The organism is Sphingomonas sanguinis NBRC 13937 (assembly GCF_001591005.1).
Classification (GTDB): Bacteria; Pseudomonadota; Alphaproteobacteria; order Sphingomonadales; family Sphingomonadaceae; genus Sphingomonas; species Sphingomonas sanguinis.
The window spans coordinates 35,482-56,468 of sequence record NZ_BCTY01000004.1 but is presented as its reverse complement, the minus strand read 5'-3'; the positions used below and the strand labels follow the sequence as shown (position 1 = coordinate 56,468).

Here is a 20,987-nt window from a genome sequence, read left to right as displayed (position 1 = left end):
GCATCGGCACGCTCCGTCGCACCACGGGGTTGAGCATCCCGCCCCCCTCCCGCATAGGCTGGCCCCGATGCGTCGCTTGTCCCTATCCTGTCTCGCCCCGACGATGGTCGCGGCCGCCGCCCTGTCGGGCTGTATCCCCGCCGCCCCTCATCCGGAAGCCGCGCCGCCGGTGCGCCAGGCGCCCCGCCCGGTCCCACCCGCCCCGCGCCCGGTGCTGGGCCAGGACTGGCGCGACTGGCCGCTGACGCCGGGGGACTGGCATTACCAGCGGACCGCGCAAGGATCGGTCGCGACGTTCGGCACGGGCGGTGTCACGCGCCTGACGCTGACCTGCGATCCCCGGGCGCGGCAGGTTCGGCTTGGACGGCCCGGCTCGATCGCCGGAGCGGTCACCATCCGCACCTCCAGCACGACACGCAATGTGACGACTCACGCCGTCGCTGCGGGCTCGGAGCTCAGCCTGCCTGCCGCCGACTCCTTGCTCGACGCGATGGCATTCAGCCGGGGACGATTCACCGTGGAGCAGGCGGGCCAGCCACCGCTCGTCATTCCCGCCTATGCCGAAATCGGGCGGGTGATCGAGGATTGCCGGGGCTGAATCCCGCGTCCGTTCGCGGGCGCAGGATGTTCGGTCAAACATCGTCGCAAAACAAGTCTTGTTTATCGCTCCGCGACTACGCACATTGCCATTGCGCCCTTTGAAAGGGTGCATTGGCTTTAACTAGCGAAAGGAGGTGATCCGATGTCTCATGGTTCAGCAAGGGGGTCGGTTCAGTTCGTTCGGGGGGCCGGTCTCTGACATCGATAGGCGCGGTTCGGGGGGTATTTTCCCCCAATCAACGGTCGTGCCTGATGTCTTGAGGCCCGCATGGTCTCCCGGGCTGGAGCTCTCCGGCCGCTGACCATGTTTAGGGGTTGCCGGGGCCGTCGCGATGACGTCCCGGCAGCCTCTTTTCATTTTTGGGGAAGCGGTTTTTTGCCCGCAGCCTCAGCTCAGCCGGCCAAGGCATCTTTTGGCCTCACACGTCATGCCTTGCCACCACCCCGGCGAAGGCCGGGGTCCAGCTGCGCCGCAGCCGGTGGGATGGGCTATGCCTTCCAATCACAGTCCATAGAAACTAGACCCCGGCCTTCGCCGGGGTGGTAGCGGGGTAAGAAAATCAGGCGTGCCTCATACACAGTTTTGGCAATTCCGCCGCTTACTCCGCCTTCTCGTCCCGATACTTCATTTCCAGGAACCGCCCGCGCGTCGACAGACTGTCGAGATCGGCCTGGGCAAGTCGCTGGGTCATGTCGCCGATTTCCTTCTCGATCAGCTTCAGACCGTCGACCAATTGCGTGTCCGGCGTCTGTCCGTTGCGCTCGACCCGGCGCAGCGGTTCGGGCACGCGTTCGTAATCGCGCAGGAAGGCGGGGAGCTGTTCGCCGATCAGGCGGCGGACTTCCATCGCCTCGGCGGTGTCGTTGTCGACACCGGCCAGTTGCGGTGACAGCGTGTCGAGCCGCCGCCCGATCCGGTCGACCAGCTGGACGGCGGGCGCAGGCAGCAACGGGCGCTGTGCGTCCAGCCAGCGTTCGGTCTGGGCGGGCAGCGCCTTGATATCGACCTGCGCCAGCTTGGCCGGGGTCGGCGCGCGCGCCGCCGGAGCGAGCGCGATGGCGAGTGTGGCCGCCAGCATCAGCATTATCGCGGCCAATGCCCCGAAAATGCCGATCCCGCCGGGCAGGATCAGGCCCGTCACCATCGCCGCAATCAGGATGACCGCATTGGCGACCGCGATCAGGATCAGGCGTTGCAAGGCCGAGCGTGCCCGGCGGCGCACCCGCTTGACGGTCTGCCCCGCCTGCCCCCTGTAATCCTGCGAGATACGCGCCATCACTTCGCGCGCCCGTTCGATCTGGGCATCGACCTCGTTCGAGCGAGGGGTGGTCACAGGCTTACAGCGCCTCCAGCTTGAAGGCCGACGCGGACGATCCGCTGGTCAGCTGCGGATTCTGCGCCCCTTCGGCCCGGGCGATATAGCCCTTCGACTTCTCAACCTCGTTACCCAGCGTCGTGACCGTGGTCTTCATCGAATCGAGCGCCTTCATCTTGAAGCTGTCGATCGCGTCCATCGTGTCATAGATATTCTGGAAGGCGCGCTGCAGCGTCTCGAGCGGGATGGTCGAGGCCGCCGCCTGCTCATGGATCTGCGCGGTCTGGCTGCGCAGCAGCTTGCCGGTCGAATCGATGATGTTGGCGGTGGTCGAGTTGAGCGCGGTGATCTGGTCGAGCACCAGCTTCTGGTTGGCCAGCGCCTGCGCCACGGTGACGGCGGTGCGCAACGCCGAGACGGTGGTGGTCGAGGCGCGGTCGACGCCCTTCACCAGCTCGACATTGTTCTTCTTGACCAGATCGAGCGCCAGATAACCCTGCACCGTGACCGCCATCTGGGTCAGCAGGTCCTGGGTGCGCTGACGGGTGTAGAAGAGCGCCGTCTCGCGGATCGCCTTGGCCTTGGCGGGATCAGTATGATCCAGCTCGTTCGCCGTATCCTCCAGCTTGGCGTCCATCGTCTTGGACAGATGGATCATCTGCTCCAGCCGACCCATCGCCGACCAGAGGTTCGCGCGCTCGGTATCGATCGCGGCATTGTCCATCAGCAATTCGTCGCGGCCCGAGGACAGGCTCTTCAGGATCGCCGCGATATGCGTCTGCGACGAGCGATAGCCGTCGAAATAGTCGCGCATCTTGTTGCCGAAGGGCAAAATGCCGAGCAGCTTGCGCGGCGCGGAGAGATTGCCCTGGCGGCCGGGATCGAGGCTTTCGACGACGCGGCGCAGCTCGGTCAGGTCCTTGCCGACACCCGTCTCGCCATCCATCGCCTTGACGGGGCGATCGAGGAAGCGGTTGGACTGGCTGGCGGCCTCGCGGATTTCCTTCTGCCCCATGGCGGTGATCGCATCGACGCGGCGGCCGAATTCGGGGCTGTTCACGTCCTGCGCGATCAGTTCGGCGACGAAGCCGTCGACCTTCTGCTCCAGCTGCGTGCGCGTCTTGTCGTCGACGGGGACCAGCCCCGCGGCCTGGGCGGGCGCCACCGTCGGCACGGGATCGGGCGGCGTCAGCGTCAGCCCCTTTTCCTGGGTCACGGTATCGGCGGTCGTGGCCATGCTCAAAGTCTCCAAATGCCCTGGCACCTAGTGTGGAGGGGATGGCGACCCGGTTCAAGTGTATTATGGGGATAATACTATACGTCGATTTGATGACGCGGACGCGCAACCGAAGCGCCGGGGGTTCGTTACCCGACCTCGACCTTGCCTCTCCGAGCGGTTCGATCGTCCCCCAAAGCCCTGGGCTCCCATGCTTTTGCGTGGCGGATCATGCGGTTACGGAACGGCGATCGAGCCCCGACCGAAGAAGCCGGGCCGAATCGCAGCAGACAGAGACACCCGCCTGCCCCCTTGCCGGTTTAACGCCGTCAGGGGGCTTTTTTGGGTCTGTCAGGCGTCGAACAGACCGTCCTGCGACCCGATCGGCGGGTTCAGCCCCAGATGCTTCCAACCGCCCGGATTGAGGATACGCCCCCGCGCGGTGCGTGCCAGCAGGCCGAGCTGGATGAGGAACGGCTCGATCACCTCCTCGATCGTGTCGCGCGGCTCGGACAGCCCGGCGGCCAGCGTCTCCACCCCCACCGGCCCCCCGCGATAGACATCGGCGATCATCGTCAGATAGCGCCGGTCCATCGCGTCGAGCCCCAGTGCATCGACCTCCAGCCGGTTGAGCGCCTGATCGGCGGCGGCGGCATGGACGATCTCATGTCCCGCCACGCTGGCGAAATCACGCACCCGGCGCAGCAAGCGGCCCGCGATACGCGGCGTCCCGCGCGAGCGGCGCGCGACCTCGATCGCGCCATCCTCGGCGATGGGCAGGTCGAGCAGGCGGGCGGCGCGGGTGACGACTCGGGTCAGCTCCTCGATCGTGTAGAATTGCAGACGAACCGGAATACCGAAGCGATCGCGCAAGGGGGTGGTCAGCAACCCCTGCCGCGTCGTTGCGCCGACCAGGGTGAAGCGCGGCAGGTCGATCCGCACCGAGCGCGCCGACGGCCCCTCGCCGATCATCAGGTCGAGGACCCGGTCCTCCATCGCCGGATACAGGACTTCCTCGACCGCCGGTTGCAGGCGGTGGATTTCGTCGATGAACAGGACGTCGCCGTCTTCGAGGTTGGTCAGCAGCGCGGCCAGGTCACCCGACTTGGCGATGACCGGGCCGGAGGTGGCACGGAACCCCACGCCCATCTCGCGCGCGATGATCTGCGCCAGTGTCGTCTTGCCCAGACCCGGCGGGCCGAAGAACAGCACATGGTCCAGCGCGTCACCACGTCCGCGCGCCGCCTGGATGAAGACGCGAAGGTTATCGCGCGCCGCCTGCTGGCCGACGAACTCGTCCAGGCTTTTCGGGCGGAGCGCGGCGTCGACATCCTCGGGACGGCGGCTGGCGGACAAAAGGCGGTCTTGGTCGGTCACGCGGCTAGCCCTAGCGGCTGGGGGGCATGGCTGTCGAGGAGCCAAGCGAACATTGCACGAACATAGCAGCCCAGGCGGGTCCGCGCCAATCGCCCATGCCACGGCTTAACCCCGGATAGCGGACTCGCACACGGAAACGCGCTATGATCGGGGTCATGCCGCACGATGTCTATCTGGCCACCGCCGTCTCGCCCGCCCTGGAGGTGATGCTCGCCGAACGCTTTACGCTCCACCGCGACACGCCGCCGCCCGGCACCAAGGCGATCGTCGGGGGCGGCCAGATGACGGTCGACGCCGCGCTGCTGGAGCGACTGCCCGAACTGGAGATCATCGCGGTGCACGGCGTCGGTCATGACGGGATCGACCATGACGCGGTGGCGGCACGCGGTATCCGCATCGCGATCACGCCCGACGTGCTGACCGACGATGTCGCCGACCTCGCCATCGCGCTGTGGCTGGCGGTCGATCGGCGGGTGGCGGCGAACGACCGGGCGGTGCGCATGGGAAATTGGGCGGTGCCGCTCGGCCGTCGGGCAAGCGGGCGGCGGATCGGGATTTTCGGACTGGGCCGGATCGGCCAGGCCATCGCCCGCCGCGCCGAGCCGTTCGACGGCGAGATCCTCTATACCGCACGGTCGGAGAAGCCGGTGGCGTGGCGCTTCGTCCCCGATCTGGCGACGCTGGCGGCGGAGAGCGACGTATTGTTCCTCGCCGCGCCGGGCGGCGAAGAGACGCGAGGCGTGGTCGATGCCGAGGTGCTGGAGCGGCTGGGCGCGGATGGCGTCCTTGTCAATGTCGCACGCGGCAGCCTGGTCGAGGAAGACGCGCTGATCGCCGCGCTGGAGTCGCACAGGCTGGCCGGGGCGGGGCTGGACGTGTTCGCCGACGAGCCCGACGTGCCCTATGCGCTGCGCCGGATGAACCATGTCGTGCTCGCCCCGCACCAGGGCAGCGCCACCCGCGAAGCACGCGCCGCCATGACGGAGATGGTGGTGGCGAATCTGGAGGCGCATTTCGCCGGGCACGCGGTGCCGGGATTGCTGGGGTAGGGTTTTCCCGTGCCTCCGGCGCGCGTTACTTGGCGGCTTTCCGCAACGCCAGCCGCACCAGCGCATCGAGCGACGCGCCCGCCCCCAATTCCTCTTCGGCGGCCGCGACCGCGGCATTGGCCTCGGCCGGACGAAAGCCCAGGTTGAGCAGCGCGGATACCGCGTCCGCGCCAGCCCCCGCCGACGCGGCGACTCCGCCGCCGGACCCCGGCGCGAGCACGATGCCGCCGACCTTGTCCTTCAACTCCATCACGATCCGCTGGGCGAGCTTCGGCCCCACCCCATTCGCCCGCGCTACCATCGCCTTGTCGCCGCTGGCGATCGCGCGCATCAGGTCGGCGGGCTCCAGCGCCGACAGGATCGCCAGTGCCACGCGCGAGCCCACGCCCTGCACGCCGGTCAACAACCGGAACCAGTCTCGTTCGTCCGCGCTGGCAAAGCCGACCAGGCGGATTGAGTCCTCGGACACCAGCATCTCGGTATGCAGCATCGCCGCCTCGCCCACCGGGCCGATGGACGACAAGGTGCGTGCCGAGGCACCGACCAGATAGCCGACACCGCCGACATCGATCACCGCATGGTCGATACCGGTGGAGTCCAAACGTCCCTTGAGATGCGCGATCATGGATATGGGTTAGAACAAAAGGGGGTGGACGTCACGAGGGTTATCGTTGGGTTCGTCGCCTGTGGCCTGCCCTCCCCCATCCCCTCCCGCCTGCGGGAGGGGCGTGCCAAGGTTCCGTTGCGGGAATCTCTCGAAGCTGAGCTTGCGGATAGCCCGGTAACGCACCCCTCCCGCAGGCGGGAGGGGATGGGGGAGGGCTCCGCCACAACCCAGCTGGCTCGTTAAACCGCCCCCACCCGCCGGGACATAGCCCGCGCACTCGCCAGATGATGCGCATGCGTAATCGCCACCGCCAGCGCATCCGCGGCATCCGGCCCGGTCAGCTTCACGCCCGGCAGCAAATGCCCGACCATGGCCTGCACCTGCTTCTTGTCCGCGCCGCCGGTGCCGACGGTCGCCTTCTTGACGATGCTGGGGTGATATTCGCCGACGACCAGCCCGGCCTGCGCCGCCGCCAGCAGGACGATCCCGCGCGCCTGGCCCAGCTTCAGCGTGGACTGCGCGTTGCTGTTGCCCAGCACCTCTTCCACCGCCGCGCCGTCGGGCTGTTGCTGGCGGATCACATCGTAAAGCGCGGCGTGCAGGTTCGCGAGGCGGCGCGGCAGCACCATCGACGGCTCGGTCTTGATCTGACCGTTGGCGACGTGGCGCAGGCGGTTGCCCTCCACCGCGATAACCCCCCAGCCGGTGGTGCCCAGGCCGGGGTCGAGCCCGAGGATGATGGCGGGGGGTGGGGTCATAGGGTCTTCCGCGCCCGCCTGCCCTCCCCGGCACGAAACCGGGGAGGCATCAGGATCAGCCGAGCTTTTCCATCACTTCGTCGGAGACTTCGTAATTGCCCCAGACGGTCTGGACGTCGTCGTCATCGTCCAACGTATCGATCAGCTTGAACAAAGTCGCCGCCGCCGCTTCATCGACCGAGACCATGGTCTGCGGACGCCAGGCGAGCTTGGCACCTTCCGCCTCACCCAGCACCGGCTCCAGTGCCTTGGCGACTTCGTGCAGGTCGCCCTGCGCGGTCCAGATCTCGTGGCCGTCTTCCGACGAGGTCACGTCCTCGGCGCCTGCTTCCAGTGCGGCCTCGAACACCTTTTCGGCGTCACCGGCGCTGGCGGGATAGTTGATCAGGCCCATCCGGTCGAAACCGTGGCTGACCGAGCCGCCCGCACCCAGATTGCCGCCATTCTTCGACACCGCAGTACGTACGTTCGTCGCGGTGCGGTTGCGATTGTCGGTCAGCGCCTCGATGATCAGGCTGACGCCGCCGGGGCCGAAGCCCTCGTACCGGACCTCTTCGTAATTTTCCCCGTCACCGCGCGAGGCCTTGTCGATCGCCCGCGCGATATTATCCTTGGGCATCGAGGCCGCCTTGGCCGCGTTGACGGCGGCGCGCAGACGCGGGTTCATGTCCGGGTCGGGCGTGCCCATCTTCGCCGCGACGGTGATTTCGCGGGAGAGCTTGGAAAATGCTGCCGAGCGCTTCTTATCCTGCGCGCCCTTGCGGTGCATGATGTTCTTGAATTTGCTGTGGCCTGCCATCGGTGCCTCTCGAGATGATCGGGCTCTTTACGACTGCCCAAGGGCCTTTGCCAACCCGTCGATCTTCGCCTCCAGGCTATCGAGCCGTTCGGTGACGGCGTTGTCCAGCTTGTGGTGCAGCCGCAATATGTCGATCTCGGCGCGCAAATTGGTGCGATAGTCGAGGCTGGCGGCCAGCCGGTCCTTCGCCGATTGCCGGTTCTGGCTCATCATGATGACCGGCGCCTGGATCGCCGCCAGTGTCGAGAGCATCAGGTTCAGGAAGATGTACGGGTACGGATCGAACGCCATGCCGAAATGGCTGAGCACGTCCGAGTTGAGCAGCATCCACCCGAGCAGGATCACCGAAAAGGTGATGATGAAGCCCCAGCTGCCCCCGACCGCCGCCACCCGATCGGCCAGCTTCTCACCCCAGGTCGAGGTCTCGTCCGCGACATCGGCGGCATCGCGTGCGCTGAGCTGGCCCGACTCGATATCAGCGATGACCTGGACTTCCTCCTCGTCCAGCTCATGCGCGGGCTTGCCCAGCGTGCGGCGGGCGATTTCGGCAGCGGTCGACAGGGCCATGGGCTTGGCGCTCCTCGTAAGGAATCAAATGCCTTGCTCCTTGGGGCGTTGATCGGCCAAACGCCAGAGTCATGACGGTACGCGTGGATATGGGAACCGACGAGCGTGGCTCGTCGGTGCCGATCGATCTTGAGGAACTGCTGGCGACCCGCCTGCTGGTGCAGGGCAATTCGGGGTCGGGAAAGTCGCATCTGCTGCGCCGCCTGCTGGAAAAGTCGGCGGGCCAAGTGCAACAGGTGGTCATCGACCCCGAAGGCGATTTCGTCACCCTGTCCAAGGCTTACGGCCATGTGGTGATCGAGGCGGGCGACTATGCCGAGCGCGAGGTCGGGCGCTTCGCCAGCCGCATCCGCGAGCACCGCGCCTCGGTGGTGCTCAGCCTGGAGGGGCTGGAGATCGAGGGTCAGATGCGCTGCGCCGCGACCTTCCTGAACGCCCTGTTCGATGCCCCGCGCGAGCATTGGTATCCCGCGCTCGTGGTGGTGGACGAAGCCCAGCTCTTCGCCCCCACCACCGGCGGCGAAGTGACCGAGGAGGTCCGTCGCGCCTCGCTGTCCGCGATGACCAATCTGATGTGTCGCGGGCGCAAGCGAGGCCTCGCGGGCGTGATCGCGACCCAGCGACTCGCCAAGCTGGCCAAGAATGTCGCAGCGGAGGCGTCCAACTTCCTGATGGGCCGCACCTTCCTCGACATCGACATGGCGCGCGCGGCCGATCTGCTCGGCATGGAGCGGCGGCAGGCCGATTCGATCCGCGACTTGGCGCGCGGCACGTTCCTGGCGCTGGGGCCCGCCGTCTCGCGGCGGCCGATCACGGTGAAGATCGGCGCGGTCGAAACCTCGGCCCGTTCGGGCAGCCCCAAGCTGACCCCCCTGCCCGACGCGCCGCCGCCCGACTTGCAGGAACTGCTCTTCGCGCCGGTCGAGGAAGCGCCGACCCTGCCCATGACCTTCGACCCGCGCCCGCGCCGCGTGCCCGCCGAGGAACTGATGGCCGATCTCGGCCGCCCGCCCTTGCCGACCACCGCCGCGCCGCCGCCGCCCGAGATGGACGAGGCCGAGGTCGAGGCGATCTATGAACAGGTGCTGCGCGCGATCGTCGAGGACCCCGAATCGACCTTCCGCCCCGCCTCTGTGCTGTTCCAGGATTTCCAGGTGCGCTGCCGGATGGCGGGCCTCGCCCGGCCGCCGCTCGACCTGAACGGCTTTGCGCGACGACTGTCCTGCGCGCGGGCGGGCATTTTCGACGTCAACGATCCCGACTGGCAGGAAGCGCTGGCGCTGGCCGCGATGCTGCCCGACGACATGCTGGGCGCGTTCCTGCTGGTTGCGCGCGCGGCGCGAGAGGGCCTGCCCTGCCCGCCGGATACCAAGATCGCCGAGACGTACGGGACCAGCTCACTCGGTCGGGTAAAGCGGCTGATCGCCTATATCGAAAGCCGCGACCTGTTCGTGTGCCGGACGGATTTGACGGGCAAGCGGTCGATCACGATTCCGCGGCTGGGGTGGACAACCCAGGCGGCAGAGATGGGGTGAGGGTTTCCCTTGGCCTTCGACTTCGCTTGATGAGAACGGAGGTTAGGGATTTTATGCCGGTGAAAAGCAGCGCCACAGTTATGGCGCGAACCAACGCCCTATTTCTCTCGACGCTTTGCGACCTTGTCGTCATCACGGCGCATTTTCCGATCCAACAGCATCGCAAGCAATTGATCTGACCAGCAGAGCGCGATGATGGCGGGAACGGCCAGAATAGCGCCCAGCCAAGTCATTGAACCTCCGACTCTGCCTTGCCCTTAAGCCTCGGCACCCAGATCGTACAGGAGAGTCCTTCGACCAATGGCCCGCCATCCGGCATCCGAACGCGCTTGAATCAGCCTCCCAGCGGAAATTCACGGCTCAGCCACTTCCCCTCGGGTGTGTCCTGCTCATAAGATTGAACCTTATGACGCTCCAGAAACGCCCATAGCTTGTCCGCTGCCTCGCCAGCACAAATGTATTTGTGGCTTTCCTCCGTGTCGCGGACCCGACCTGCATCGATGGCCTCGCCCAGACAGGCTTCCATGAGAACAGGCACCTGCTCTGGAAAGGGCTTCTCGATGGCGGCAGCGAGCAAGGCGAGAGGGAAGATCAGCATGATGAACGGACATGCCCGATCGACTGAGAGCCATCAAGCGGCCCCTACCCCCTCCCCCTACTCAACCTGAGCGAAGTCGAAGGCCACGCACCACCGCCCGCCACAAACAAAAAGGGCGACGGAGCCACCAGCCCCGCCGCCCTTCGCCTATCGAATCCCGAAACCGGGATCAGATCATGCCCAGCGCCTTCATATAGACTTCGAGGATCGCTTCCTCTTCCTGATATTCTTCGCGCTTCTTCTTGCGGATCGCCATAATCTTCTTGATCGCCTTCGGATCGTACCCGCGTGCCTTGGCTTCGGCGAAGACATCCTTGATGTCGTCCGAAATGCCCTTCTTCTCTTCTTCCAGCCGCTCGGCCCGCTCGATCAGCAGGCGCAGCTCGTCGGCCGTGACATTGCCGCTGCTGTCGAAATTCTCGTCCGCCATGGTCTTCTAACCTTCTTGAAATCCTGTCCGCCCCCACGAACCCGCCGCCACGACACGGGCCCCGCCCATGGGCAAGGTCGGTCCGGCGCGGATGTCGGGATCGGGGTGCGGTCTAGGCGCTTCCGCGCCGTCGCTCAAGCGGGGGTTAACGGTTCTTCTTCACACTCTCGGCCATGCGCGCCAGCTGCTCCGGCGTCGCCTCGGCCTGATGCTCGGCCTTCCACTGGTCGTACGGCATGCCGTAGATCGCGGCCCGCGCGGTCGCCTTGTCGACGCCCGCCGCCTCGCCCACCCAGTCGGACAGGCAGTTGCGGCAAAAGCCCGCCAGCCCCATCAGGTCGACATTCTGCGCATCGGTCCGATGACGCAAGTGCATCACCAAGCGACGAAAAGCCGCTGCGGCCGCCGCGTCATCGATTGCATTCAACGCATCCAGCGTATCGCTCATATTCGTCGCTCCTAGGTTGATCGTAACGCATTAGGCTTTAGGACACTGGCCGCAAAGAAGCAGGATGTGAACATGACCAAGGCCCTCCCACCTCGTTCGCGCAAAGTCCGCGTCCTCGCCACGCTCGGCCCGGCCAGCAGCGATCCCGAGACGATCGCCACCCTGTTCCAGGCGGGCGCCGACGCCTTCCGAATCAATATGAGCCATGGCGATCAGCAGTCGAAGATCCCGCTCATCCAGGCGATCCGCGGGCTGGAAGAGCGGTTCGGCCGTCCCACCACGATCCTGGCCGATCTTCAGGGGCCGAAGCTGCGCGTCGGCAAATTCGCCGAGGGCAAGGTCATGCTGGAGACCGGCAGCACCTTCATCCTCGATCGCGATCCAACGCCGGGCGACGCGACCCGTGTCGAGCTGCCGCACAAGGAAATCTTCGCCGCGATCGAGCCGGGTGCGCGCCTGTTGCTCGACGACGGCAAGCTGGTGCTGCGCGTCGCCTTCCATGACGCGGACAAGATCACCACGCTGGTCGAGGTCGGCGGCGCGCTGTCGAACAACAAGGGGCTGAACGTTCCCGACGTCGTGCTACCGATGGCCGCGCTGACCGAGAAGGATCGTTCGGACCTGGCCTTTGCGGTCGAACAGGGCGTGGACTGGATCGCCCTGTCGTTCGTGCAGCGCCCCGAGGACCTGATGGAGGCGCGCGGCCTGATCAAGGGACGCGCCGCGCTTCTCGCCAAGATCGAGAAGCCGCAGGCGATCGACCGGCTGGAGGAAATCGTCGAGCAGTGCGACGGCGTGATGGTCGCGCGCGGCGACCTGGGCGTCGAACTGCCGCCCCAGGCCGTGCCGCCGCTCCAGAAGCGCATCGTCGAGGTGTCGCGCCGCATGGGCCGCCCGGTGGTCGTGGCGACGCAGATGCTCGAATCGATGATCCAGAGCCCGTCGCCGACCCGCGCCGAGGTGTCGGACGTGGCGACGGCCATCTATGACGGCGCCGACGCGATCATGCTGTCGGCCGAGTCGGCGGCAGGTGCCTGGCCGGTCGAATCGGTCGCAATGATGAATGCGATCGGCGTGTCGGTGGAGAACGACCCCGGCCACGGCGACCGCGTCCACTTTACCGCGATGACCCCCGATCCGACCACCGCCGACGCACTGGCCGAGGCGGCGGCCCGGATCACCGACACCGTGTCGGCCAAGGCGATCATCTGTTTCACCACCAGCGGCTCGACCGCGCGCCGCATCGCGCGCGAGCGTCCGTCGGTGCCGCTGCTGGTCCTGACGCCGCAACTGGAGACGGCCCGTCGGCTGGGCCTGCTCTGGGGCGCACATGCGGTCCACACTCGCGACGTCGAGTCATTCGAGGAAATGGTCGCTAAGTCCAAGCGCATGGCGCTGCGCCACGGCATCGCCGAGGCGGGCAACCAGGTCGTGCTGATGGCCGGCGTTCCCTTCCGCACGCCGGGTTCGACCAACGTGCTCCATGTCACCCGCATCATGGGCGACGAACTGGCCAATTACGGGGATCGTAGCGAGGCTTGAGCCTCTCTGACCCGTCGAATGACTGGAATGGGGGCGGCAGCGCGAACGCGTTAGCAGCCCCCATCTTGTTCGGGACGATGGTCAGCAGTCCGCCGATCGACGATGATCGCGGCTGAACTAATGTCCGCGATGCAGCCCAGCTGGCCCGCTGCAATCGTTAGGATCGACGCGCCGGCAGATGGCTTTCATCGGTCGATGGCGGATATGGGCCTTTCTTGATCGTTCTGACAGACACGCCCCTCACTTCACCGGCAGGAACAGTTCTGCGACCGTCTCATGCTCCGGCACCTCCGGGAACATGCTCAGGCGCTGGCAATAGAGCGGGAAGTCTCGCGCCTCCTCACCGCTGGCGGGCAGCCATTCGCGATAGAGATAGAGCGCGGCGGGCTCGAGACTGTCGGCATGGCCGACGACTCGCAGGACCGCGCACCGACCGCCGGGGATCGTGCCGGGTTTGATTCCCTGCTCCTCGACATCGATGGGGCGGTCGGTGCCGACGCACAGATCGATCCGATAATCGGCCGGTGGCGTGGTGCGGGGGTCCGAGTGAAAGATGTTGAAGGTCGAACTGACCTTCAGCGACAGGCCCGCCGCCTTGCGCCAGGCGATGAAGCGCTGGACGGTCGCACCGATCGTTGCCGGATCGCCGTGATGCTCCATGATCGCCACCGGGGTCGGACTCACCTCGCGGATCGTCACATCGTCAGGGGTATATGCGTTCTGCATGTACGTGCTCCTCGCTTTGTCGAGAGGCCCGAAGGCCGCGAGCCACGGCGCCCAGTCGGGCGCTGTCCGGAAGGATGACGGCGATTGCCCGAACCTTTGTCGAAAGGCGCGGGCAAAGGCATCGGGCGCTTCGTAACCGGCATCCATCGCGATTTCCGTCACGCTTTGCGCATCCCGATAGACCAGCCGATAGGATGCCCGTTTCATCCGGGCGAGCTGGACATAGCGATGCACCGTGAGCCCAAAGGTCGCCGCGAATTGCCGGTGGAAATGATATTTCGAGAAGGCCGCGACGCCGCTGAGCGTATCCAGGTCAAGATCATCGTCGAGATGCCGATCGATATGATCGAGCACCCGCTGCATCCGGTCCTGATAGTGGCAAAGCGCCGCCGTCATCATCCTGTCCTCCGTGGCCGGTCTAGTTAGACGCTACCCAACCACCGGCTCTCGACCGATCTTGCGCTTTGCTCATAACAAAAGGGGCGAGCACCTCGCGATGCCCGCCCCCCTTCGTTCGTCCAGTGAGAGCCGATCAAATGTGGATCGGCTTGCCCTGCACCGCCATGGCGGCTTCCTTGAGCGCCTCGGCATGGGTCGGATGGGCGTGGCAGGTATAGGCGATGTCTTCCGACGTCGCGCCGAACTCCATCGCCTGCGCGGCCTGGGCGATCATCGTGCCCGCAAGGCTCGAGATGATCCACACGCCCAGCACGCGGTCGGTCTTGGCGTCGGCGATGACCTTCACGAAGCCGTCGGTGTCGCGGTTGGTCTTGGCGCGGCTGTTGGCCATGAAGGGGAACTTACCGACCTTCACCTCGCCGCGCTCCTTGGCGGCCTCTTCCGACAGGCCGACACCGGCGATCTCGGGCATGGTGTAGACCACGCTGGGGATGACATCGTGGTTCACGATGCCGGTCTGGCCCGCGATGTTCTCCGCCACCGCGACGCCTTCGTCCTCGGCCTTGTGCGCGAGCATCAGGCCGGGTGCCACGTCGCCGATCGCCCAGACGCCGTCGACATTGGTCGCGAAGTCATGGTCGATCTCGACTTGGCCACGGCCGTTCAGCTTCACGCCCGCCGCTTCCAGATTCAGCCCGTCGGTATTCGGCTTGCGGCCGATCGCGACCAGCACGGCGTCGGCCGACAGCGTTTCCGCCGCACCGCCAGCCGCCGGTTCGACCGACACGGTCGCGCGGTCGCCCTCGACGGTGACGCCGGTCACCTTGGTCGAGGTCTTCAGCTCCATGCCCTGCTTCTTGAACAGCTTGGCCGATTCCTTGCGGACCTCGCCGTCGAAGCCGGGGAGGATCTGGTCGAGATATTCGACGACCGTGACCTTGGCCCCCAGACGACGCCAGACCGAGCCCAGCTCCAGCCCGATCACGCCGCCGCCGATGACGACGAGATGCTCGGGAACCTTGGGCAGCGCCAGTGCGCCGGTCGAGTCGACGACGACCTTCTGGTCGATCTCCACGCCGGGCAGCGGAGTCACGACCGAGCCGGTCGCGATCACGATGTCGCGCGCGGTGACGGTCTGGTCGCCGACCTGGACCGTGCTCGAATCCTGGAACGCGGCCTTGCCCTTCAGCCAGGTGACCTTGTTCTTCTTGAAGAGATATTCGATGCCGCCGGTCAGCTCGCCGACCGCCTTGGCCTTTTCGGCGTGCATCTGGTCGAGGTTGAGCTTCGCGCCCTCGATCTCGACACCGAACTTGGCGAGGGCACCGTGCGATGCTTCCTCGAACAGCTCGGAGGCGTGGAGCAGCGCCTTGGACGGGATGCAGCCGACATTGAGGCAGGTGCCGCCCAGCGTCTCGCGCGCTTCGGCGCATGCGGTCTTCAGGCCCAGCTGCGCCGCGCGGATCGCCGCGACATAGCCGCCGGGGCCAGCGCCGATCACCAGGACGTCATAGTCATACTCAGCCATTTGTCTCTCCCGTTCCCCGGCGTTCGGGGTCCAGCCTCGCGGGCGCGCCCGCCTTCACACAATAGGAACGGACCCCCGCGGTTGCGAGGGTCCGTATAGGTCACAAAGCGATCAGAGGTCGATCAGGATGCGGGTCGGGTCCTGGATCGCGTTCTTCAGCGCGACGAGGAAGGTCACCGCCTCGCGGCCGTCGATGATGCGGTGGTCGTAGGACAGCGCCAAGTACATCATCGGGCGGATGACGATCTGGCCGTCGACGACCACGGGGCGCTCCTCGATACGGTGAAGGCCCAGCACTGCCGACTGGGGCGGATTGATGATCGGGGTCGACATCAGCGAGCCGAACACGCCGCCGTTCGAGATGGTGAAGGTGCCGCCCTTCATCTCGTCCATCTTGAGCGTGCCGTCCTTGGCGCGCTTGCCGAAGTCGCCGATCGTCTTTTCGATGCCCGCGACCGTCAGGTCCTGCGCATCGCGAATGACCGGCACGACCAGGCCGTTCGGGGCCGAGACGGCGACCGAGATATCGGCATAGTCGTGATAGACGATCTCATCGCCCTCGATCGAGGCGTTGACCGAAGGAATGTCCTTCAGCGCCATCGTCGCGGCCTTCACGAAGAAGCCCATGAAGCCCAGGCGGACGCCGTGCTTCTTCTCGAACAGGTCCTTATACTTGGCGCGCGCCTCGATCACCGCGGTCATGTCGACGTCGTTGAACGTCGTCAGCATCGCGGCGGTGTTCTGCGCTTCCTTCAGGCGCTTGGCGATCGTCTGACGCAGGCGCGTCATCTTCACGCGCTCTTCCTTGCGCGCCGAACCGGCAGGCGCAGCGGCCGGAGCAGCGGCGGCCGGGGCCGGGGCGCTCGACTTGTTGGCGGCGGCGGCGGCGACGTCTTCCTTGGTGATGCGGCCGTCCTTGCCGGTGCCCTTGATCGTCGCGGGGTCGAGGCCGTGCTCGAGCACCGCACGACGCACCGAAGGCGACAGCGCGGCAGGCGAGTCGCTCGCCTCGTCAGCGGCAGGCGCCGCGGCGGGAGCCGGAGCCGCCGCCGGGGCTGCGGTCACGGCCGGGGTCGCCGCTTCGGTCTTGGCCGGGGCCGAGCCACCGGCATCGACGGTCGCCAGCAGCGCGCCGACCTGCACCGTGTCGCCGACCTTGACGGCATGCTCACCCATGACACCCGCCACCGGCGAGGGCACTTCGACCGAGACCTTGTCGGTCTCCAGGCTCGCGATCGGCTCGTCCACCGCCACCGCGTCACCCGGCTGCTTCAGCCATTCGCCCAGCGTCGCTTCGGAGATCGATTCGCCCAGTACCGGGACCAGAACTTCAGTCGCCATTTCCATTTCCTCCGCCCGGTCCATCGACCGGGGCTCTTACGCGGGCGGGCAAAACGCCCGCGCCAGATTTCATCCCTCCCCGGCTCGATCACGAACCGGGGAACTCGGTAAGTCAGTCCGCCGCCGCCGTGGTCGGCTTGGCGGTGGTGTTGCTGCCCTCGGCGCGCGTCCGGCGGATTTCCTCGCGGACATTATGGCCCAGCGCATCGGCGACCAGCGCGCCCTGCTCGGCGGTGTGGCGCTTCATCAGGCCGGTGGCGGGCGATGCCGCCGCCGCACGACCCGCATAACGCGCCCGCTTCACGCTCGCACCGGCGGCTGCCAGCGACTCCTCGATCAGCGGCTCGACGAAGAACCAGTAACCGTTGTTCTTCGGCTCTTCCTGCGCCCAGACCACGTCCTGCAGGTTCGGCATCCGCGCGATCCGCTTGGCGAGCGCATCGCTCGGGAACGGATAGAGCTGCTCGACACGCACGATCTGGGTCGTGGTATCGCCCGCCGCGTCGCGTGCCTCGATCAGGTCGTAGGCGACCTTGCCGGTGCACAGGACCAGCCGCGTCGTGGCCTCGTCGGCGGCACCATTGGTGTCCGACAGCAGGCGACGGAAGTGGCTCTCGCCCTGGAAGTCCTCGGCCTTCGACACCGCCAGCTTGTGACGTAGCAGCGACTTGGGCGTCATCACGATCAGGGGCTTGCGGAAATTGCGGTGCATCTGGCGGCGCAACAGGTGGAAATAGTTGGCCGGGGTGGTGCAGTTCGCAACCTGGATATTGTCGTTGGCGCAGGACTGGAGGAAGCGCTCGGGACGGGCCGACGAGTGCTCCGGACCCTGCCCTTCATAACCATGCGGCAGCAGCATCACGAGGCCGTTGGCGCGCAGCCACTTGGACTCGCCGCTCGTGATGAACTGGTCGATCATGATCTGCGCGCCGTTGACGAAGTCGCCGAACTGCGCCTCCCACAGCACCAGCGTCTTCGGATCGGCCAGTGCGTAGCCGTACTCGAAGCCGAGCACGCCATATTCGGACAGCGGGCTGTCCAGCACCTCGAAGCTGCCATGCTCGACGGTCTTCAGCGGCACATACTTATGCTCGTCGGTCTGGTCGACCCAGACCGCGTGACGCTGCGAGAAGGTGCCGCGACCCGAATCCTGGCCCGACAGACGGACGCCATACCCTTCCGACAGCAGCGAACCGAAGGCCAAGGCCTCACCGGTCGCCCAGTCGAAATTCTCGCCCGTCGTGAACATCTGGCGCTTGGCGTCGAGCACGCGGTTCAGCGTCTTGTGGACCTGAAGCCCCTCGGGGATCGTCGTCAGCGTACGGCCGATCGCGTCGAACAGCTTCTTGTCGAGGCCGGTCTCCACGTTGCGGCGACCCTGATCGCTTTCCTTCGGTGCCGACAGACCCGACCAACGACCGGCGAACCAGTCCGCCTTGTTGGGCTTGTAGCTCGCGCCCGCCTCGAACTCGCCTTCGCAGCGGGTGGTGTACTGCTTGATGTTCTCGTCGACCCAGGCCTGATCGACCACGCCTTCGGACACAAGGCGCTTCGCATAGGTTTCGGCGACACCGGGGTGCGAGCGGATCTTGTTGTACATCAGCGGCTGGGTGAAGCCCGGCTCGTCGCCCTCATTGTGACCGAAGCGGCGATAGCACCACATGTCGATCACGATGTCGCGGTGGAACTTCTGACGGAACTCGATCGCCATCTTGGTGGCGAAGGTCACCGCTTCGGGATCGTCGCCATTGACGTGGAAGACCGGTGCCTGAACGCCCTTGGCCACATCCGACGGATAGGGCGAGGAGCGCGCGAACTGCGGCGAGGTGGTGAAGCCCACCTGGTTGTTGATGATGAAGTGGACGCAACCACCCGTGTTATAGCCACGGATGCCGGAGAAGCCGAGGCATTCCCACACGATGCCCTGGCCAGCGAACGCTGCGTCGCCATGGATCAGCACCGGCACCGAAGCGGTGTGGTCCTCCAGGTCGCCCGCGATCGTCTGGATCGCGCGGGTCTTGCCCAGCACGACCGGGTTCACCGCCTCGAGGTGCGAGGGGTTGGCAACCAGCGACATATGGACCTTGTGGCCATCGAACTCGCGGTCGGTCGAGGTGCCCAGGTGATACTTCACGTCGCCAGAACCGCCGATGTCATCGGGGTTGGCCGAACCACCGGCGAATTCGTGGAAGATCACGCGCAGCGGCTTGGCCATGACATTGGCCAGCACGTTCAGACGGCCGCGATGCGCCATGCCGAACACGATCTCGCGCACGCCCATCTGGCCACCGTACTTGATGACCGATTCGAGCGCGGGGATCATCGACTCGCCGCCGTCCAGGCCGAAGCGCTTGGTGCCGACATATTTCTTGCCGAGGAACTTTTCCCACTGCTCGGCCTCGATCACCTTGTTCAGGATCGCCTTCTTGCCATCGACGGTGAAGTCGATCGCCTTGTCCTGGCCTTCCATCCGGTCCTGAAGGAAGCGGCGCTCCTCCACGTCGGCGATGTGCATATATTCGAGGCCGATATTGCCGCAGTAATTCTTGCGCAGCGTGTCGACCAGCTCCCGAACGGTCGCCCATTCAAAGCCCATCGTGCCGCCAAGATACACCTTGCGGTCGATATCGGCGTCGGTGAAGCCGTGATATTCGGTCTTCAGGTCCTCGGGCAGCTCGCGAAGGCCCGACAGGCCGAGCGGGTCGAGGTTCGCCGCGAGATGGCCGCGCACCCGGTAGGTGCGGATCAGCATCTGCGCCCGGATCGCGTCACCCGCCGCCTTCACGATGTCGGCGGTCGAGGGTGCCGCAGCGGCCGGTGCAGCGGCGGCGGGCTTGCCGCCCCCCTTGCCATCACGGCCGGGCTTGGGGGCCGGTTCCATCTGGGTCGGGTCGAGGCCCGCCGTCAGATCGTCGGTCGAGGTCAGCGGCCAGCGCTTATTCTGCCAGCTGGGGGCGCCCACGCCCTGCTCCAGACCCTCGAAGAAGGTCCGCCAGCCCGCATCGACCGACGACTGGTCGGCCTGATACTTGGCATAGAGCGTTTCGATGAAAGCGGGGCTGACGCCCGCCGCGATGTCGCTGAATTCCTGGCCTTCGTAGCCCATGAGACGCTTCCTCGACCGCCCGACTTCTTTGTGATCGCCACCCCGGCACATCCGCCTGGGGTCCGCAGCCGCGAGCGGCCCGCCTGCCGCCACGGACCCCGGCGGTTGTGCCGGGGTGACGCGATACGCCTTACTTGTTCAGCACCGACAACAGGGTCGAGCCGAGTTCCGACGGGCTGGCCGCGACCTTGATCCCGGCCGCTTCCATCGCCGCGATCTTGTCCTCGGCGCCGCCCTGGCCGCCCGACACGATCGCACCGGCATGGCCCATGCGACGGCCCGGAGGCGCGGTGCGGCCCGCGATGAAGCCGGCCATCGGCTTGCTGCGACCACGCTTGGCTTCGTCACGCAGGAACTGCGCGGCTTCCTCTTCGGCCGAGCCGCCGATCTCGCCGATCATGATGATCGACTGGGTCTCGTCATCGGCCAGGAACAGCTCCAGCACGTCGATGAAGTTGGTGCCGTTGACGGGGTCGCCGCCGATGCCGACCGCGGTCGTCTGGCCCAGGCCAGCGTTCGAGGTCTGGAACACCGCCTCATAGGTCAGCGTGCCCGAACGCGACACGACGCCGACCGAGCCCTTCTTGAAGATCGAACCCGGCATGATGCCGATCTTGCACTCACCCGGCGTCAGCACGCCCGGACAGTTCGGACCGATCAGGCGCGACTTGGAGCCCGACAGGGCGCGCTTGACCTTTACCATGTCGAGGACCGGAATGCCTTCGGTGATCGCGACGATTAGCGGGATTTCCGCGTCGATCGCTTCCAGGATCGAGTCGGCCGCGAAGGGCGGCGGCACATAGATGACCGACGCATCGGCGCCCGTCTTCGACTTGGCTTCGGCGACGGTGTTGAAGACCGGCAGGCCGATATGCTCGGTGCCGCCCTTGCCCGGCGTCACGCCGCCGACCATCTGCGTCCCGTAGGCCAACGCCTGCTGGGTGTGGAACGTGCCGGTTTCACCCGTCATGCCCTGGGTGATGACCTTGGTGTTCTTGTTGACGAGGATGCTCATCTGCTAATCGCCCTTCCACCCCGGCGTACG

Annotated in this window: 20 protein-coding genes; 4 read left to right on the top strand and 16 right to left on the bottom strand. The window is 66.2% G+C overall.

Annotated features, from left to right (window positions below; translation table 11 throughout):
• Positions 1-67 precede the first annotated feature (67 nt).
• A complete protein-coding gene (locus SSA01S_RS03715) occupies positions 68-598 on the top strand; it encodes a hypothetical protein (protein WP_061779280.1) in 531 nt (176 codons plus the stop codon).
• A gap of 601 nt (positions 599-1,199) precedes the next feature.
• Here the strand turns inward: SSA01S_RS03715 and SSA01S_RS03710 are convergent.
• The 3 genes from SSA01S_RS03710 to ruvB all read right to left on the bottom strand — a co-directional run bounded on the left by SSA01S_RS03710 (position 1,200) and on the right by ruvB (position 4,509).
• On the bottom strand, positions 1,200-1,934 hold the full coding sequence (locus SSA01S_RS03710; protein WP_244885547.1) for a hypothetical protein: 735 nt from the start codon (positions 1,932-1,934) through the stop codon (positions 1,200-1,202).
• 4 nt (positions 1,935-1,938) lie between these two features.
• Positions 1,939-3,153 carry a toxic anion resistance protein gene (locus SSA01S_RS03705; RefSeq protein ID WP_061779279.1) on the bottom strand — a complete coding sequence of 405 codons (1,215 nt, stop codon included), beginning with the start codon at positions 3,151-3,153 and terminating at the stop codon, positions 1,939-1,941.
• A 330-nt stretch (positions 3,154-3,483) separates the two neighbouring features.
• Positions 3,484-4,509 carry a Holliday junction branch migration DNA helicase RuvB gene (gene ruvB, locus SSA01S_RS03700; RefSeq protein ID WP_061779278.1) on the bottom strand — a complete coding sequence of 342 codons (1,026 nt, stop codon included), beginning with the start codon at positions 4,507-4,509 and terminating at the stop codon, positions 3,484-3,486.
• Positions 4,510-4,652: 143 nt separating this feature from the next.
• Here ruvB and SSA01S_RS03695 point away from each other — a divergent pair, with 143 nt between their 5' ends.
• Positions 4,653-5,558 carry a 2-hydroxyacid dehydrogenase gene (locus SSA01S_RS03695; RefSeq protein ID WP_061779277.1) on the top strand — a complete coding sequence of 302 codons (906 nt, stop codon included), beginning with the start codon at positions 4,653-4,655 and terminating at the stop codon, positions 5,556-5,558.
• A gap of 25 nt (positions 5,559-5,583) precedes the next feature.
• On the opposite strand, the gene ruvA is transcribed toward SSA01S_RS03695, so the two are convergent.
• The 4 genes from ruvA to SSA01S_RS03670 all read right to left on the bottom strand — a co-directional run bounded on the left by ruvA (position 5,584) and on the right by SSA01S_RS03670 (position 8,289).
• Positions 5,584-6,183, bottom strand: coding sequence for a Holliday junction branch migration protein RuvA (ruvA, locus tag SSA01S_RS03690; protein WP_056437027.1), 600 nt, complete (start codon positions 6,181-6,183; stop codon positions 5,584-5,586).
• 221 nt (positions 6,184-6,404) lie between these two features.
• A complete protein-coding gene (ruvC, locus tag SSA01S_RS03680; RefSeq protein ID WP_061779275.1) occupies positions 6,405-6,923 on the bottom strand; it encodes a crossover junction endodeoxyribonuclease RuvC in 519 nt (172 codons plus the stop codon).
• Positions 6,924-6,978: 55 nt separating this feature from the next.
• Positions 6,979-7,722 carry a YebC/PmpR family DNA-binding transcriptional regulator gene (locus SSA01S_RS03675; RefSeq protein ID WP_042484083.1) on the bottom strand — a complete coding sequence of 248 codons (744 nt, stop codon included), beginning with the start codon at positions 7,720-7,722 and terminating at the stop codon, positions 6,979-6,981.
• 27 nt (positions 7,723-7,749) lie between these two features.
• Positions 7,750-8,289, bottom strand: coding sequence for a DUF1003 domain-containing protein (locus SSA01S_RS03670; RefSeq protein WP_061779274.1), 540 nt, complete (start codon positions 8,287-8,289; stop codon positions 7,750-7,752).
• Positions 8,290-8,360: 71 nt separating this feature from the next.
• Here SSA01S_RS03670 and SSA01S_RS03665 point away from each other — a divergent pair, with 71 nt between their 5' ends.
• Positions 8,361-9,824: a helicase HerA domain-containing protein gene (locus SSA01S_RS03665; protein WP_061779273.1), complete on the top strand. Its 1,464-nt coding sequence runs from the start codon at positions 8,361-8,363 to the stop codon at positions 9,822-9,824.
• 98 nt (positions 9,825-9,922) lie between these two features.
• On the opposite strand, the gene SSA01S_RS20140 is transcribed toward SSA01S_RS03665, so the two are convergent.
• The 4 genes from SSA01S_RS20140 to SSA01S_RS03650 form a co-directional block, all read right to left on the bottom strand.
• The gene (locus SSA01S_RS20140; RefSeq protein WP_272867541.1) at positions 9,923-10,057 is read right to left on the bottom strand and encodes a hypothetical protein; all 135 of its coding nucleotides are present in this window, start codon (positions 10,055-10,057) and stop codon (positions 9,923-9,925) included.
• Positions 10,058-10,158: 101 nt separating this feature from the next.
• Positions 10,159-10,422, bottom strand: coding sequence for a hypothetical protein (locus tag SSA01S_RS03660; RefSeq protein ID WP_061779272.1), 264 nt, complete (start codon positions 10,420-10,422; stop codon positions 10,159-10,161).
• Between the two features lie 169 nt (positions 10,423-10,591).
• Entirely contained in the window at positions 10,592-10,852 is a 261-nt protein-coding gene (locus tag SSA01S_RS03655; RefSeq protein WP_037570224.1) for a DUF2312 domain-containing protein, read from the bottom strand.
• 145 nt (positions 10,853-10,997) lie between these two features.
• The gene (locus SSA01S_RS03650; RefSeq protein ID WP_056437009.1) at positions 10,998-11,300 is read right to left on the bottom strand and encodes a DUF1244 domain-containing protein; all 303 of its coding nucleotides are present in this window, start codon (positions 11,298-11,300) and stop codon (positions 10,998-11,000) included.
• A 72-nt stretch (positions 11,301-11,372) separates the two neighbouring features.
• Here SSA01S_RS03650 and pyk point away from each other — a divergent pair, with 72 nt between their 5' ends.
• Complete coding sequence (gene pyk / locus SSA01S_RS03645) at positions 11,373-12,842, top strand: pyruvate kinase (RefSeq protein ID WP_061779271.1); 1,470 nt, start codon at positions 11,373-11,375, stop codon at positions 12,840-12,842.
• Positions 12,843-13,082: 240 nt separating this feature from the next.
• Here pyk and SSA01S_RS03640 read toward each other — a convergent pair whose 3' ends face one another.
• The 5 genes from SSA01S_RS03640 to sucD form a co-directional block, all read right to left on the bottom strand.
• The gene (locus SSA01S_RS03640; protein WP_334316358.1) at positions 13,083-13,967 is read right to left on the bottom strand and encodes an AraC family transcriptional regulator; all 885 of its coding nucleotides are present in this window, start codon (positions 13,965-13,967) and stop codon (positions 13,083-13,085) included.
• A 133-nt stretch (positions 13,968-14,100) separates the two neighbouring features.
• On the bottom strand, positions 14,101-15,495 hold the full coding sequence (gene lpdA, locus SSA01S_RS03635; RefSeq protein ID WP_061779270.1) for a dihydrolipoyl dehydrogenase: 1,395 nt from the start codon (positions 15,493-15,495) through the stop codon (positions 14,101-14,103).
• 111 nt (positions 15,496-15,606) lie between these two features.
• Positions 15,607-16,836 carry a 2-oxoglutarate dehydrogenase complex dihydrolipoyllysine-residue succinyltransferase gene (gene odhB / locus SSA01S_RS03630; RefSeq protein ID WP_061779346.1) on the bottom strand — a complete coding sequence of 410 codons (1,230 nt, stop codon included), beginning with the start codon at positions 16,834-16,836 and terminating at the stop codon, positions 15,607-15,609.
• Positions 16,837-16,948: 112 nt separating this feature from the next.
• The gene (locus SSA01S_RS03625) at positions 16,949-19,942 is read right to left on the bottom strand and encodes a 2-oxoglutarate dehydrogenase E1 component (protein WP_061779269.1); all 2,994 of its coding nucleotides are present in this window, start codon (positions 19,940-19,942) and stop codon (positions 16,949-16,951) included.
• 130 nt (positions 19,943-20,072) lie between these two features.
• Positions 20,073-20,957, bottom strand: coding sequence for a succinate--CoA ligase subunit alpha (sucD, locus tag SSA01S_RS03620; RefSeq protein ID WP_042484035.1), 885 nt, complete (start codon positions 20,955-20,957; stop codon positions 20,073-20,075).
• Between the last annotated feature and the right edge of the window lie 30 nt (positions 20,958-20,987).

Coding starts and splice junctions, on each gene's coding strand:
- SSA01S_RS03695 (WP_061779277.1), top strand. CDS start 4,653: ATGATCGGGGTCATGCCGCACGATGTCTATCTGGCCACCGCCGTCTCG.
- SSA01S_RS20140 (WP_272867541.1), bottom strand. CDS start 10,057: ATGACTTGGCTGGGCGCTATTCTGGCCGTTCCCGCCATCATCGCGCTC.
- SSA01S_RS03675 (WP_042484083.1), bottom strand. CDS start 7,722: ATGGCAGGCCACAGCAAATTCAAGAACATCATGCACCGCAAGGGCGCG.
- ruvC (WP_061779275.1), bottom strand. CDS start 6,923: ATGACCCCACCCCCCGCCATCATCCTCGGGCTCGACCCCGGCCTGGGC.
- SSA01S_RS03670 (WP_061779274.1), bottom strand. CDS start 8,289: ATGGCCCTGTCGACCGCTGCCGAAATCGCCCGCCGCACGCTGGGCAAG.
- SSA01S_RS03640 (WP_334316358.1), bottom strand. CDS start 13,967: ATGATGACGGCGGCGCTTTGCCACTATCAGGACCGGATGCAGCGGGTG.
- sucD (WP_042484035.1), bottom strand. CDS start 20,957: ATGAGCATCCTCGTCAACAAGAACACCAAGGTCATCACCCAGGGCATG.
- SSA01S_RS03650 (WP_056437009.1), bottom strand. CDS start 11,300: ATGAGCGATACGCTGGATGCGTTGAATGCAATCGATGACGCGGCGGCC.
- SSA01S_RS03665 (WP_061779273.1), top strand. CDS start 8,361: ATGACGGTACGCGTGGATATGGGAACCGACGAGCGTGGCTCGTCGGTG.
- lpdA (WP_061779270.1), bottom strand. CDS start 15,495: ATGGCTGAGTATGACTATGACGTCCTGGTGATCGGCGCTGGCCCCGGC.
- pyk (WP_061779271.1), top strand. CDS start 11,373: ATGACCAAGGCCCTCCCACCTCGTTCGCGCAAAGTCCGCGTCCTCGCC.
- SSA01S_RS03660 (WP_061779272.1), bottom strand. CDS start 10,422: ATGCTGATCTTCCCTCTCGCCTTGCTCGCTGCCGCCATCGAGAAGCCC.
- SSA01S_RS03715 (WP_061779280.1), top strand. CDS start 68: ATGCGTCGCTTGTCCCTATCCTGTCTCGCCCCGACGATGGTCGCGGCC.
- ruvA (WP_056437027.1), bottom strand. CDS start 6,183: ATGATCGCGCATCTCAAGGGACGTTTGGACTCCACCGGTATCGACCAT.
- SSA01S_RS03655 (WP_037570224.1), bottom strand. CDS start 10,852: ATGGCGGACGAGAATTTCGACAGCAGCGGCAATGTCACGGCCGACGAG.
- odhB (WP_061779346.1), bottom strand. CDS start 16,836: ATGGCGACTGAAGTTCTGGTCCCGGTACTGGGCGAATCGATCTCCGAA.
- SSA01S_RS03705 (WP_061779279.1), bottom strand. CDS start 3,153: ATGGCCACGACCGCCGATACCGTGACCCAGGAAAAGGGGCTGACGCTG.
- SSA01S_RS03625 (WP_061779269.1), bottom strand. CDS start 19,942: ATGGGCTACGAAGGCCAGGAATTCAGCGACATCGCGGCGGGCGTCAGC.